Origin of the sequence: Yoonia sp. (genome assembly GCF_965660735.1) — a bacterium.
Classification (GTDB): domain Bacteria; phylum Pseudomonadota; class Alphaproteobacteria; order Rhodobacterales; family Rhodobacteraceae; genus Yoonia.
The window spans coordinates 1-12,674 of record NZ_CBFIBD010000014.1 but is presented as its reverse complement, the minus strand read 5'-3'; the positions used below and the strand labels follow the sequence as shown (position 1 = coordinate 12,674).

The following is a 12,674-nucleotide window of genomic DNA, read 5'->3' as shown; positions in this document are numbered from 1 at the left end:
CCGGACTGGAACCTGCCGCCTGTGACCTGTGAAAAAGGCCGCGACCACCCTGTCGTTATCGAAACCGTCGTCACCCGCCCGTTTGGCGATCTGATCCATTTCACCACCCCCGGCCGCAAACCCAGCAAGCGCCGGGTTCTGCTGGTCGCGCCAATGTCGGGCCATTATGCCACCCTGCTGCGCAAGACCGTGATCAGCTTACTGCCCGATTGTGACGTCTATATTACCGACTGGCACAACGCGCGCGAAATTCCCGTCAGTGCGGGCAAGTTCGACGTCGAGGATTACACCCTTTATCTGGTTGATTTCATGCGCGAACTTGGTTCCGATCTACATGTGATCGCCGTATGCCAGCCCGTGCCGCTGACGCTGGCCGCTACGGCCTATCTGGCCGAACAGGATCCAACTGCGCAGCCCCGCTCGCTGACCCTGATCGGTGGTCCCGTCGACCCCGAAGCGAACCATACGGAGGTGACCGATTTCGGCCGGTCCGTGACAATGGGACAGTTGGAACAGACAATGATCCAGCGTGTCGGATTCAAATATGGCGGTGTTGGCCGGATGGTCTATCCGGGGCTGCTGCAACTGGCGTCGTTTATCTCGATGAACGCCGAAACCCACGCAAACGCGTTTCGGGACCAGATCATCAAGGTCGCCAAGGACGAAGCTGGCGATCACGACCGCCACAATGCATTTTATGACGAATATCTAGCCGTCATGGACATGACGGCGGAATTCTACCTTTCGACTGTCGAACGTGTCTTCAAGGGGCGCGATATCGCACGCAACGATTTCACCGTGGATGGTCACAAGGTCGATATCGGCAAGATCACGACAGTCGCCGTCAAGATCGTTGAAGGCGAGGATGATGATATTTCCGCCCCCGGCCAGTGTCTTGCGGCCCTGCCCCTTTTGACGGGCTTGCCCGATGAAAAGAAGGCGTCACATCTGGAACCGGGTGCAGGGCATTACGGTATTTTTGCGGGCCGCAGCTGGCGCAACAATATTCGCCCGTTGGTGCTGGCTTTCATCGACGCCAACGCGGATCAGGCCAAGAAGCCTGCCAACAAGAACGAGCAAGCTGCCTGACACCGCTAGTGGCGGAGCACGAGCGGCGCTTTCATCCAGCGCCGTAGCGCGTCCGTGACCGCATCAGGTGACTCGCACGTGGGCATATATCCTGCGTTTTCAATAACCTCTAACGTGGCATAGGGAATCATCTCTGCCATGAATTCCTGCCTCTTTAGCGGGAACTGCCCATCGAAACGCCCCGCAAGCACCATTGCCGGCTGTTTGATCGTGTGCAACGTCGCTTGTTGTTCGCGGCGGCGCTGCAAGGCGCGGGATTGCCTGACAAATGCATCCGGTCCCAGGACAGCCCCCATATCCTGGAGCAAGCGCACGATTTCGACCTTGTCCGCCCCCGGCGCCATCCACGTAGAATTGATTTCATGCTGCAGGACATCGGCCATGCGACCGGACTGTGCTGCAATGATATGTGCCTCGCGCGCGGCTGCAGCCTCGGGGGTGTCGGCCTGAGGGCTGGTGCTGATAAGGGCGATCCGCGTGATCCGATCAGAGGCGCGCCGCAGTATCTCCATGGCGACCATGCCGCCCATACCCATCCCGGCCACCGCGAATTTTGCCGGTGCCCATGTCAGAATCTGTGATGCGATTTCTTCCATCCGTTCGCCCTTGTGGGTGGGCGCGAATGTCACTGCGTGGTCATGCGATAAATCTCGGATCTGATCTGCAAAGACACGCGCATCGCACAGCGCGGGCGGGATCATGACCAGCGTTTCACTTGGCATGGCGTCGGGATCTTGATGTCATGCGCAACTCTCGCCTTGTTTTGCAGCACTGTGCCCCTTACCGCACGACCGTGCAAGTCAGGGTTGGGCGGGTCAAGGGCCAGCCAAGCAAGGTTTCGCCGGTGCTTACCAGCCAACCCCATGCGCCAGCCCGTCCTCGCAGACCGTTTGCACGGATCTTGCGTGATCTCGCCTAACTGTGCACCATCGGGGATCGCAGCCAGAACCAGCACACTTTAGTGCCATGTGGCCAGTCAGGCAGACCCGCGCAAACCGCCAAGGTGAAACATCATGTCAGGTGCAGCACTTCTGCGACCGCGTCCGTGATAAGCGTAAGGCAGGTGGCATCGGAAAACCGGTGATCGGCCCCCTTTACCAGCGTCAGGCGCATATCCGGCCCCGTGGCGTGATCAAGCAGGCGCAGAGCAACAGACATATCCACATCTGCATCCGCAGTGCCTTGCAGGAACCGCACCGGAAACGGAAGCGGCAGCGCATCCTGCAACACCAGACGGCTTCGTCCCTCTGAAATCAGACGCTTGGTGATGATGTAGGGGTCGCCGTATTCGGAAGGCAAAGCCAACTGCCCTTGGCTTTCCAGCGCGGCCTTCTGTGCGTCGGAAAACCCCGCCCACATGCTGTCTTCGGTGAAATCGGGGGCGGCGGCGATGGTGATCAGACCTGCGACCCGGTCGGGCATGGCGCGGGCCACAAGCAGCGAAATCCAGCCACCCATCGACGACCCGACCAGCACAACAGGCCCCGCGACCAGGCCCAGTGCCGCGCAGGCGTCTTCGTACCAGTCGCCGATCGCGCCGTCCGCAAAAGCGCCCCCGCTTTCGCCATGGCCGGAATAGTCGAACCGCAAGAACGCCCGACCCTGCGCGCGCGCCCAGTTTTCCAGATAGACCGCCTTGGTGCCCTGCATGTCGGATTTGAACCCGCCCAGAAACACCACTGCCGGACCCGTCCCATCGGTCAGGTGAAAGGCAATCCGACGACCTTGGGGGGTGATGAATGTGTCAGCCATGTTGCACCTCTTGCAGCCCTGTTGCGACGATGGCGGCAGCAAAACACATCGCCGCAAAAAGGCCAATCACCATGGGCACGCTGATCGCGGCAATCGCGGCAAAGGCGGCCCCCGCCACCAGCAGGACGATCCCCACAATGGTGTTGGACAGCGCCGTGAAATGCGCGCGTTCGTCGGGTCCGGCCATATCGACCAGATGTGTGGTCCGGCCTTGGCGCACACCCTGATAGGCGATCATCAGACCGAAAAGCAGCACCGGGATCACACCTGCAACACCAGACAGCCCGAACAGATCGGCCAGCAGCACCAACACCAATGCAACGCCACCCGCCAGCCCTGCGCGTTGCAGCACGCGCCGCGACGACAGATCGGAAAGGCGCCCCCAGACATAAGATGACACCAGCGACGCCACAGCAGAGGCCAGGACCAGCGCGCCCAGCTGCCCGAACGTGCTGTCAGGTTGCAACAGGATCAGATAGGGCGGCGCCAGCGCGGTTCCCACCAGCAGGCTGCGCGTGATGATAAAGCGCGTCAGTTGCGGGTTTTCACGCAAAAGACTGAATTGCGCGGCTTGTCCTGTCACATCAGTGGGGTCTGATGGACGCTCGCGCAGGGTAGCGAAAACCGCCGCCGATCCAATCCAAAGACCGGCAGCCAGTCCAAGAGCGGCAACAACCAGCACAAAGCGATCGCCCACGTTCAACAACAGCAACCCCGCAAACGCGATCACCCCCACCGCCGCCACTGAACTGGCAAATCCAGTCGCTGTGCCGCGCCGCGATTTACCCACGGTCTTGCCCAGAATATCCTTGTAGCTGGCCGAACAGACCGACCGCGCCAGCGCAAGCACCCCCAGCAGGACCACGATGACAAACCCCGCCTGCCCGCCATCCAGTGTCAGCGCGGTCAATGCGATTCCTGCCGCCATCAGCCCTTGCACAAGGGCACCACCGGCCCAGAACCATTTCCGGATCATCGTTCGGGCGATATGGGGAGTGATAAAAAGTTGCGGCAGCAGCGCACCGGATTCACGCACCGGCACCAGCAACCCCGTCCAGAACGGGCCTGCGCCCAGCGCGCTGAGAATCCAACTCAGGACCAGCTTGGGGTCGATCAGCCCGTCGGCAACTTTGCTGGCGCTAAGGGACAGGATATGACGAAAAAAATTGCCCGGTTCGGCGGCTTCGGCCTTGTCCGACAGGCCACTGTCCATGCCGCTGTCCGCTGTGACCGCATCAAAAACCTGATCTGTGACGTCTTTCGTCAAAACGCGCCCCTTTGCTGTTCTGCACAGAACATATCGGGCCACGCCAAAATGTCACGAAACGGAACGCCGCGCGTGCGCAACCAGACCGGACAGACCTGATCGAAGCCTGTCTTTAACCGCTGACGTAAACGGATGTGCGGGGGCGATAAAAAATCTTCTGGTCGTGTAAACGGCCCAGCAATTCCTCGCCGGTGCGCTGATCGTCCTCGATCACGCGGATCGATTCCAGATGGGCGGGGTTTTCCTCGGACAGGGCAAGGCGCATCCGGCTCAACTCGCGGCCGCGGGCACGCAGGGATTCTTCAATCAGGTCAATGTCCTCGACAGAAAGATCGAATTTCCGGTTGTAGCTTGGCATGTCATACCCCCAACATATTGCGTTTCCAATCGGAAACATATGTCGTGTTTACCACCCGATACGTCGCAGTCAACGTATATCTGTGCATACAATTCACGCCCCTGACACAGCCCACTTGACCATCCGGGCGCGCAGGGGCATTTAACGCCGACACATAACCCGCAACCGGGCGTTCCGTGGGCGCCAAACCGACGAGGAGCCAGATATGGCCCAGATTTCCCTGACTTTCCCCGATGGCAATGTGCGCAGCTATGATACGGGCGTGACCGCAGCCGATGTGGCCGCCGATATTTCCCCCAGCCTGCGCAAAAAGGCGATCAGCGCGACCGTAAACGGGACCCATTGGGACCTGCAATGGCCGATCAAGGCTGATAGCGCGATCGCAATCAACACCATGAAGGACGACGCCCCGGCGTTGGAACTGGTCCGCCACGACCTTGCGCATATCATGGCGCGCGCCGTGCAGGAAATCTGGCCCGACACCCAGGTCACAATCGGCCCCGTGATCAAGGACGGCTGGTATTACGATTTTGATCGCGCCGAACCTTTCACGCCCGAAGATCTGGGGCTGATCGAAAAGAAGATGAAGGAAATCATCAACAAGCGTGATGAAGTCCGGACCGAGATTTGGGAACGCAAAAAGGCGATCCAGTATTACCATGACCGGGGCGAACCCTATAAGGTCGAACTGATCGACAGTATCCCCGGCGATGAACCACTGCGCATGTATTGGCACGGCGACTGGCAGGATTTGTGCCGTGGCCCGCATTTGCAGAACACGGGGCAAGTGCCCGCAGATGCCTTCAAGTTGATGAACATCGCGGGTGCCTATTGGCGCGGCGACAGCAACCGCCCGATGCTGCAACGCATCTACGGCGTAGCCTTTCGCATCAAGGAAGACCTGCGCGCGCACCTGCACATGCTGGAAGAAGCCGCCAAGCGTGACCACCGCAAACTCGGCCGCGAAATGGACCTGTTCCACATGCAGGAAGAGGCCCCCGGTCAGGTCTTCTGGCACCCTAACGGCTGGACGGTCTACACCGAATTGCAGGACTACATGCGCCGCAAGCAGCGCAAAGGCGGCTATGTCGAGGTGAACACACCGCAAGTCGTGGACCGCAAGCTGTGGGAAGCATCCGGTCACTGGGAAAAATACCAGGACCACATGTTCATCGTCGAGGTAGACGAGGAACACGCCCGCGAAAAAGCTGTCAATGCGCTGAAACCGATGAACTGCCCCTGTCATGTGCAGATCTTCAATCAGGGGCTGAAATCCTATCGCGACCTGCCGCTGCGCATGGCCGAATTCGGATCGTGCAACCGCTATGAACCATCGGGCGCGCTGCACGGGATCATGCGGGTGCGTGGCTTTACGCAGGATGACGGGCATATCTTTTGCCGTGAGGACCAGATTGAAAGTGAAACAGCGGAATTTATCCGGTTTCTCAGCGCAATCTACAAAGACCTCGGGTTCGAGAATTTTAGCGTAAAATTCTCGGACCGTCCCGACACGCGCGCAGGGTCCGACGAAGTCTGGGACAAGGCCGAAGCAGCGCTTCTGGCGGCGACACGTGCCGCAGGGATCGAACCCGAACTCAACCCCGGTGAAGGCGCGTTTTATGGTCCGAAACTGGAATTCGTGTTGACCGACGCAATCGGGCGTGACTGGCAGTGCGGCACGCATCAAGTGGATTTCGTGCTGCCCGAACGACTGGACGCCAACTATGTCGGCGTCGATGGCAGCAAGCACCGGCCCGTCATGCTGCACCGTGCCACGCTGGGATCTTTCGAGCGGTTCATCGGCATACTGATCGAAGAACATGCAGGCAAGCTGCCGTTCTGGCTGGCGCCGCGGCAGGTTGTCGTGGCCGCCATCATCTCGGATGCGGATGAATACGTGAACGAGGTTGTCGCCGCACTCAAGGCCGCCGGTGTCCGCGCCGAGGCTGATACGCGCAACGAAAAGATCAACTACAAGGTCCGCGAACATTCCGTCGGCAAGGTGCCTGTCATTCTGGCCCTAGGTGCGCGCGAAGTCGCGGAACGCACCGTGACCGCCCGCCGCTTGGGCGAGAACCGGACGACTGTAACATCTTTCGATGAGATCGTGAGCGAACTGTCAAAAAGCGCGACACCGCCGGATCTGTTGTAACATTCCAGTGCAGGAACCTGTAACAAACCCGTCGCAGTTGCCTGCGGCGGGTTTTTCATTTTCAAGAATTCTCCTTGTGCGACAGGGTGTCACAGTCTTTTTCCAGTTTCACATCACCTCACAGGCGCGCGATGCACGGGCCTGTGAATGGATGATGATCACCGGCAAGGGGTAGGTTTTGCACATCGCCGGTCAACGGTGAACCTGCAACCCAACCGAACCAAAGGATTATTTCTTATGTCCAACGCTACAAAAACCCTTGTCCTTGCCAGTGCCGTCGCAACCGCGATCGCTGGCCTGTCCACCACCGCTTCCGCTGCGGGCGAAGTAAAATGTTTCGGCGTCTCGCTGGCCGGTGAAAACGACTGCGCGGCCGGGCCCGGCACCACATGTGCGGGCACATCAAGCGTCGATTATCAGGGTAACGCCTGGACGTTGGTGCCAGAAGGCACATGCGAAAGCATGGAATTGCCCACAATGGCCGACGGCACCCCGCGGATGGGCGCGCTGGAAGCGCTGGATCGCGATCTGCCCGCATAACCCGCACACAACGCAGGGTGGGGCAACCCCATCCTGCGCCACCCCTGCAAGAGGTCCGACATGTTTGATGCCGCGCGCCACGCAATGCTGCCGCCACGTCCCGGCGTTGGCTACAAGCCCCAGCACTACAATGACATCATCGCAGATCCCGGCCCTGTCGGCTGGCTGGAAATTCATGCGGAAAACTACATGGGCGACGGGGGCAGGCCGATTGCACAATTGCGCCAACTGGCCGAACGCTTCCCCATCTCGGTCCATGGAGTTGGTTTGTCCATAGGCGGCGGGGCCGATCTGGATACCGACCATCTGGCCCGGCTGAAACATCTGATGACCTGGCTGAACCCCGCGAGTTTTTCCGAACATCTGGCCTGGTCCACTCATGACAGTCATTTTTTCAACGATCTGCTTCCGCTGCCCTATAACGAGGCCACGCTGGCGCGTGTCGCATCGCATATCGATCAGGTGCAGGATGTGCTGGGCCGGCAGATGCTGCTCGAAAATCCGTCCAGCTATCTTTCCTTTGCGCAATCGAGCATGTCCGAAACGGTTTTTCTGCGCGAACTTGTGGCCCGTACTGGCTGCGGCTTGTTGCTGGATGTGAACAACGTCTTTGTCAGCGCCACCAACCTGAAAACGGCCCCGCAGGACTACATCGCGGATTTCCCGCTTGATGCCGTGGGCGAAATCCATCTTGGCGGCCACGACGAGGACGCCGACGAAACCGGCGCGCCCCTGCTGATCGACAGCCACGGCAAAGCCGTTGTTGATCCGGTCTGGGCGCTGCTGGATGATACGCTTGCCAGATCCGGGCCAAAGCCCGTGCTGATCGAATGGGACACCGATGTTCCGGCATGGCCCGTTCTGGCCGCCGAGGCCGCCCGGGCCGAAACCGCGCTGGCCTTGCAATGACAGATGCGGGCACATTTATCGCGCGCGTGCTGGACCCACAGTCGGATGTGCCACAAGGGGTGCAAAATCCCGATGGCACCCCCGCGACCAAACGGTTCGATGTTTATCGCAACAATGTCGCCGTCGGCCTGTCTGACGCGCTGGAAACCGCCTTTCCTGTGGTTCGCAAACTGGTCGGTGACGCATTTTTTCGCGCGATGGCAGGCGTTTACCTGCGCAAACACCCGCCCAAATCACCCCTGATGATGTTCTATGGTGACGCGATGCCCGATTTTCTGCGCCGGTTTGCACCCGCGAAAACCCTGCCCTACCTGCCTGACATCGCCGCACTGGAACTGGCCATGCGCCATGCCTATCACGCCGCGGATGCCACGCCGATTGATGCGCAGGCATTGGCGGCCTTGACCCCGGATGCGCTGATGGATGTGCGTCTGGCGTTGGCCCCCGCGACGCACGTCATGACGTCAGATTACCCGATCCACGCAATTTACCGTGCCAATACCGCGGCCGATGCCCCCAAACCCGCAATGCGCCCCGAGGCCGTACTGATCACGCGGCCCGGATTCGACCCAGCCCTGAACCTGATCAATGCGGCGACTGCCGCGTGTATCGCTGCGTTGGCGCAGGGGCAAACCCTGGGCCGGGCGATGACGACAGCGGGCGACGATCTTGATCTTGGTGCCGCGCTTGGCATCCTTCTGGCCCAAGAGGCCATCACCGATATCACCTGAAAGGCCCGATCACATGACGATGGTCATCTCTCCCCTCGCCCCGCTTGCCAAACAGATCGACCGCGCGGGCGATCAGGCGCTGCCGCTTTTGGCGCGGCTGGTCTTTGCGGGCGTGCTGTTGCCGTATTTCTGGGCCTCGGGGATGACCAAACTGGGCGACGGTCCGCTGGGTTTTCTCTTTCCGTCGTCCGGGGCCTATGTCCAGATCTTCCCCCGCGCGATGGAGGCGGCAGGCTATGACACTTCGCAGCTGACCTTCTTTCACTGGGCCGTGGTCGTGGGCGGGACGGCGGCGGAATTCATTCTTCCGTTGCTGGTCGTCGTCGGGCTGCTGACGCGGCTGGCCGCCGTTGGCATGATCGGATTTATCGTGGTGCAGTCGCTGACCGATCTTTTCGGTCACGGCGGGCTTGCCCATGACGGCACGCTGGGGGCGTGGTTCGACCGGATGCCCGATGCGCTGATCCTTGATCAGCGCGCGTTCTGGGTCTTTTGCCTGACGGTGCTTGTGTTCAAGGGCGCAGGCGCGCTGTCAGCGGACCGGGCAATTTTCAAAAATGCGCCTTAGGCTCATCTGGTTTACCGGCCCCGATGGCCAGTAATCCGCCCAGTGCGGCGAAACCGATCGGGAACATCGTGGCCACGTTGAACCCGAAAGCGGTATAAAAACAGGCCGCCGCGATCAGCATCAACACCCCGCCCCATAGTGCGCGCGCCTTGGCCATGGCCCCGCCGGCAATCGCCAGAAGCGGCGCGATGAAACTAGCAAAGCGGATGAATCCGGGGTTTTCAAACACGCCAAAAATCTCGCCGACCTCGGCGCGGCGTTCGGACAGTTCGGCGTAACCATAGCCGAACAACCCGACAAGAATACCAATCAGGCCTGCAATCAGGCCAAGGGTCATGGCGGCGTTGCGCATCGGGTCTCTCCTTGTTTGTTCGTTTTCACTTATGATGCCGCAGCTTAATTGCCAAGGTAAACAGCCTGCACATTCGGCTTCCAGCCGATTGTCCAGACGTCGCCGTTTGCAATGACGGGCCGTTTCATCAGCGTGGGATGGGCGGCCAGCAGAGTGGCGGGATCGCCGGCCTTTTCATCATCGGTCAACCCGCGCCACGTGGTTGACGCACGGTTTATCGCGGCATCGCCAAAACGCGCGACGATCTGCGCACGATCAGCATCAGACACACCATCGGCGCGCACGTCGATCACCGTTGGCGCGTGCCCGGCGGCCTGCAAAGACTTGAGCGCCTTGCGGCACGTATCGCAGGATTTCAGACCAAAAAAGCGCATTTTGCCCACCTTTTGTGCAACAGCCGCCCAATCACGCAACTGCGACGACGTGTCATTTGCGTTTTATCTAAAACAAATAACTGTGGAGGAACAGGGGGTGCACCCCCTGTGAACTGACCACCAAGAAGGAGAAGACAGATGCCCTCAGGCACCGTAAAATGGTTCAATACAACCAAGGGCTATGGGTTTATCGCCCCAGACGACGGCGGGTCGGATGTGTTCGTGCATATTTCCGCGGTGGAACAATCGGGGCTGACCGGGTTGGCCGACGACCAGAAAGTGACATTTGATCTGATCGAAGGGCGCGACGGGCGCAAGATGGCGGGCAATCTGGGCAAGGCGGGCTGACGCGTCATTTGCACCACAGAAAGGCCGCACAGCGCGGGATCGTCGGCCAGACAGGTTGCCAGTGTTCGGTAAAACATCAATGAAACACGCGAACCTCGGGGTGGGTGCAAAGCGCCCTCCCCATGGGGGGGGGTATAGAGATATCCGCAGAAAAATAGTCTGCGCCGAACTTGGAAGCCCGCACCTCACCGTGCGGGCTTTTCCTTTTTAGTGCGTGGGTACCACTTTCGGCCCCAAGCTACCCTTCATGTCACTTTGAATGAACACTTTCGCCAAAAGCGGACCCAACATTCTTGACAAAATAGTCCTCGCTAAGGTTGAAATCTCATACCAGATCTAGCGGCCTTTGCAGCTAATCGTCTTGCCTTTTTCTTTCTCTGGCTCACCCCGTGCGAGTTGAAGTCAGCGAGTGCATGAGAAGTGGTTCGGTTTGTTTGAACAGGTTCCGGGCGTTTTCTAAGTGGTTTCCCGCCTTGGTTACGCCGCTACCGCTTCGGGCATCGGCTGGTTGAAGTAGGCCTGATCGGGGGTTCTGCCGTCAAGTGATGAATGCGGTCGGCGGGTGTTGTAGAAGATCAGATACCGGCCGATCCCGGCGCGGGCGTCGGACACGCTGGCATAGGCCCGCAGGTAGACCTCCTCGTATTTGATGCTCCGCCAGAGGCGTTCGATGAAGACATTGTCTCGCCAAGCCCCCTTGCCATCCATGCTGATCTTGATCTCGTTGGCTGCCAGCACTTTGATGAAGTCGGTCGAGGTGAACTGGCTGCCCTGATCCGTGTTGAAGATCTCGGGCGTGCCGTGTTTTGCCAACGCCTCCTCCACAGCTTCTATGCAAAAATCAGCCTCCAGCGTGATCGATACCCGCCAAGCCAAGACACGCCGTGTGAACCAGTCCAGCACGGCAGCAAGGTAGATGAACCCGCGTGCCATCGGGATATAGGTGATGTCCATCGCCCAGACCTGATTGGGCCGGGTGATGGGCAGCTTCCGGAGCAGATAGGGATAAATCTTGTGCCCCAGTGCCGGTTTGGAGGTGTTCGGCTTGCGGTAGAGCGCCTCAATGCCCATGCGTTTCATCAGCGTGGCAACGTGCAACCGCCCGACCTTGAACCCTTCCTGAACCAGCAGTCCCTGCAGCATCCGGCTGCCCGCGAACGGGAATTCTATATGCAGCTTATCGATCCGGTGCATCAGCTTCAGATTGGCGTCCGACACCGGGCGGGGCTTGTAGTAGACACTGCCCCGGCTGATCCCCAGCATGATCGCTTGGCGGCTGACGCTCAGCTTGGCGGTGGGATCGATCATTTTTTTGCGCTCGACAACAGACCCGCCTTGCCGAGCGCGCCGGACAAAAAATCATTCTCCAGCGTCAGCTCTCCGATCTTCGCATGCAGGGTCTTCACATCGATCACCGGTTCTGAGGTTGCCTTTGGGGCTTCCCCAAACACCTCGGTCGCACCTTCAAGCAACTGGTCGCGCCACTGCTTGATCTGGTTCGGATGAACGTCAAAATCCTGCGCCAGCTCGATCAAGGTTTTCTCGCCCTTGATCGCGGCTACTGCCACTTTCGCCTTGAATGCCGGGCTGTGATTCCGGCGTGGTCGTCTTGCCATGGTCTTCTCCTTGCTCGCAGCATCATGCCGCTGTTGCGCAGAAAATCCACTTATCCCGACTGTTCAGATTTCTGGAACCACCTCTCATCAAGACGTCGTCTCAAGATATAACCATCTAGCCGGAAAAAATACAGGCCGGCTTTTTTGCATTTCAAGGCTTCGACTTGCCCGCCAAGATCAAGAAGATCTTGGATCGCGGCACGACATTCCGGCTCCGTCATGCCCAGTATCCGAGACATTTCACAAATGGTGATCCCATATCGGTCGCGCATCAGCCCATCGACAGGAATGAGTCTTGGATCAAGCGATATCTGTTCATAAAAAAGGCGCTGCTGACGTGTTAGATTATTCTGGTAGAGTTCCTGGTAATTACACTTGCGCATCAATCAGTTACCCTGCTCGTTTAGTAGCTTCGTACAAACTATGAATGTTTTGACTAGAAGAGTCCCCACAAGGCGCTGTCCGGACCATGCTATCGATCTGAAGGTCAATTCAATCATCCCTCAGCTGTTGTATTAAAAACTGGGAGAAATATCACAAATCTGAAGCACCAGTTTCCCACTTTTCTGTATGCGAGCCCGAGAAATATCCATTTCCATCTACTTCCACGACCTGCAA

Annotated in this window: 15 protein-coding genes; 7 read left to right on the top strand and 8 right to left on the bottom strand. The window is 59.0% G+C overall.

Going from position 1 to position 12,674, the window contains the following annotated elements; genetic code table 11:
* The coding region (gene phaZ / locus ACTG4B_RS07355) for a polyhydroxyalkanoate depolymerase (protein WP_439155045.1) at positions 1 to 1,089 on the top strand (1,089 nt) is incomplete at its 5' end.
* Between the two features lie 5 nt (positions 1,090 to 1,094).
* Here phaZ and ACTG4B_RS07350 read toward each other — a convergent pair.
* The 4 genes from ACTG4B_RS07350 to ACTG4B_RS07335 form a co-directional block, all read right to left on the bottom strand.
* The gene (locus tag ACTG4B_RS07350) at positions 1,095 to 1,811 is read right to left on the bottom strand and encodes an alpha/beta fold hydrolase (RefSeq protein ID WP_439155044.1); all 717 of its coding nucleotides are present in this window, start codon (positions 1,809 to 1,811) and stop codon (positions 1,095 to 1,097) included.
* A gap of 289 nt (positions 1,812 to 2,100) precedes the next feature.
* A complete protein-coding gene (locus tag ACTG4B_RS07345; RefSeq protein ID WP_439155043.1) occupies positions 2,101 to 2,841 on the bottom strand; it encodes an alpha/beta hydrolase in 741 nt (246 codons plus the stop codon).
* On the bottom strand, positions 2,834 to 4,108 hold the full coding sequence (locus ACTG4B_RS07340; protein ID WP_439155042.1) for an MFS transporter: 1,275 nt from the start codon (positions 4,106 to 4,108) through the stop codon (positions 2,834 to 2,836). Before ACTG4B_RS07340 ends, ACTG4B_RS07345 begins: the two co-directional genes overlap by 8 nt.
* 112 nt (positions 4,109 to 4,220) lie before the next feature.
* On the bottom strand, positions 4,221 to 4,466 hold the full coding sequence (locus ACTG4B_RS07335) for a hypothetical protein (protein WP_439155041.1): 246 nt from the start codon (positions 4,464 to 4,466) through the stop codon (positions 4,221 to 4,223).
* 205 nt (positions 4,467 to 4,671) lie between these two features.
* Here ACTG4B_RS07335 and thrS point away from each other — a divergent pair, with 205 nt between their 5' ends.
* From thrS to ACTG4B_RS07310, 5 genes are all read left to right on the top strand, one after another.
* Positions 4,672 to 6,618, top strand: coding sequence for a threonine--tRNA ligase (gene thrS / locus ACTG4B_RS07330; RefSeq protein WP_439155040.1), 1,947 nt, complete (start codon positions 4,672 to 4,674; stop codon positions 6,616 to 6,618).
* Positions 6,619 to 6,855: 237 nt separating this feature from the next.
* On the top strand, positions 6,856 to 7,158 hold the full coding sequence (locus tag ACTG4B_RS07325; protein ID WP_439155039.1) for a BufA1 family periplasmic bufferin-type metallophore: 303 nt from the start codon (positions 6,856 to 6,858) through the stop codon (positions 7,156 to 7,158).
* A 60-nt stretch (positions 7,159 to 7,218) separates the two neighbouring features.
* Positions 7,219 to 8,067, top strand: a complete 849-nt coding sequence (gene bufB / locus ACTG4B_RS07320; RefSeq protein ID WP_439155038.1) for an MNIO family bufferin maturase — start codon at positions 7,219 to 7,221, stop codon at positions 8,065 to 8,067.
* Positions 8,064 to 8,798: an HvfC/BufC N-terminal domain-containing protein gene (locus ACTG4B_RS07315; protein WP_439155037.1), complete on the top strand. Its 735-nt coding sequence runs from the start codon at positions 8,064 to 8,066 to the stop codon at positions 8,796 to 8,798. The genes bufB and ACTG4B_RS07315 overlap by 4 nt, the downstream gene beginning before the upstream one ends.
* Before the next feature lie 19 nt (positions 8,799 to 8,817).
* On the top strand, positions 8,818 to 9,366 hold the full coding sequence (locus ACTG4B_RS07310) for a DoxX family membrane protein (RefSeq protein ID WP_439155087.1): 549 nt from the start codon (positions 8,818 to 8,820) through the stop codon (positions 9,364 to 9,366).
* Here the strand turns inward: ACTG4B_RS07310 and ACTG4B_RS07305 are convergent.
* A complete protein-coding gene (locus tag ACTG4B_RS07305; protein WP_439155036.1) occupies positions 9,350 to 9,718 on the bottom strand; it encodes a hypothetical protein in 369 nt (122 codons plus the stop codon). The two genes, ACTG4B_RS07310 and ACTG4B_RS07305, sit on opposite strands and share 17 nt — an antisense overlap.
* Positions 9,719 to 9,762: 44 nt before the next feature.
* Positions 9,763 to 10,092: an arsenate reductase family protein gene (locus ACTG4B_RS07300; RefSeq protein WP_439155035.1), complete on the bottom strand. Its 330-nt coding sequence runs from the start codon at positions 10,090 to 10,092 to the stop codon at positions 9,763 to 9,765.
* A 138-nt stretch (positions 10,093 to 10,230) separates the two neighbouring features.
* Here ACTG4B_RS07300 and ACTG4B_RS07295 point away from each other — a divergent pair, with 138 nt between their 5' ends.
* On the top strand, positions 10,231 to 10,440 hold the full coding sequence (locus tag ACTG4B_RS07295) for a cold-shock protein (protein ID WP_439155034.1): 210 nt from the start codon (positions 10,231 to 10,233) through the stop codon (positions 10,438 to 10,440).
* A 477-nt stretch (positions 10,441 to 10,917) separates the two neighbouring features.
* Here ACTG4B_RS07295 and ACTG4B_RS07290 read toward each other — a convergent pair.
* Together ACTG4B_RS07290 and ACTG4B_RS07285 are read right to left on the bottom strand one after the other, a co-directional pair.
* Positions 10,918 to 12,056, bottom strand: a protein-coding gene (locus ACTG4B_RS07290; protein WP_439155033.1) for an IS3 family transposase whose coding sequence is annotated in 2 segments (ribosomal slippage) — positions 10,918 to 11,790 and positions 11,793 to 12,056 — 1,137 coding nt in all. Because the reading frame shifts where the segments join, the coding sequence is not laid out codon by codon here.
* A 50-nt stretch (positions 12,057 to 12,106) separates the two neighbouring features.
* Positions 12,107 to 12,439 (bottom strand): hypothetical protein, encoded by a 333-nt coding sequence (locus ACTG4B_RS07285; protein WP_439155032.1) that lies wholly within the window; start codon positions 12,437 to 12,439, stop codon positions 12,107 to 12,109.
* Between the last annotated feature and the right edge of the window lie 235 nt (positions 12,440 to 12,674).

Coding starts and splice junctions, on each gene's coding strand:
- ACTG4B_RS07315 (WP_439155037.1), top strand. CDS start 8,064: ATGACAGATGCGGGCACATTTATCGCGCGCGTGCTGGACCCACAGTCG.
- ACTG4B_RS07325 (WP_439155039.1), top strand. CDS start 6,856: ATGTCCAACGCTACAAAAACCCTTGTCCTTGCCAGTGCCGTCGCAACC.
- ACTG4B_RS07335 (WP_439155041.1), bottom strand. CDS start 4,466: ATGCCAAGCTACAACCGGAAATTCGATCTTTCTGTCGAGGACATTGAC.
- ACTG4B_RS07345 (WP_439155043.1), bottom strand. CDS start 2,841: ATGGCTGACACATTCATCACCCCCCAAGGTCGTCGGATTGCCTTTCAC.
- ACTG4B_RS07305 (WP_439155036.1), bottom strand. CDS start 9,718: ATGCGCAACGCCGCCATGACCCTTGGCCTGATTGCAGGCCTGATTGGT.
- ACTG4B_RS07350 (WP_439155044.1), bottom strand. CDS start 1,811: ATGCCAAGTGAAACGCTGGTCATGATCCCGCCCGCGCTGTGCGATGCG.
- ACTG4B_RS07285 (WP_439155032.1), bottom strand. CDS start 12,439: ATGCGCAAGTGTAATTACCAGGAACTCTACCAGAATAATCTAACACGT.
- ACTG4B_RS07310 (WP_439155087.1), top strand. CDS start 8,818: ATGGTCATCTCTCCCCTCGCCCCGCTTGCCAAACAGATCGACCGCGCG.
- bufB (WP_439155038.1), top strand. CDS start 7,219: ATGTTTGATGCCGCGCGCCACGCAATGCTGCCGCCACGTCCCGGCGTT.
- thrS (WP_439155040.1), top strand. CDS start 4,672: ATGGCCCAGATTTCCCTGACTTTCCCCGATGGCAATGTGCGCAGCTAT.
- ACTG4B_RS07295 (WP_439155034.1), top strand. CDS start 10,231: ATGCCCTCAGGCACCGTAAAATGGTTCAATACAACCAAGGGCTATGGG.
- ACTG4B_RS07300 (WP_439155035.1), bottom strand. CDS start 10,092: ATGCGCTTTTTTGGTCTGAAATCCTGCGATACGTGCCGCAAGGCGCTC.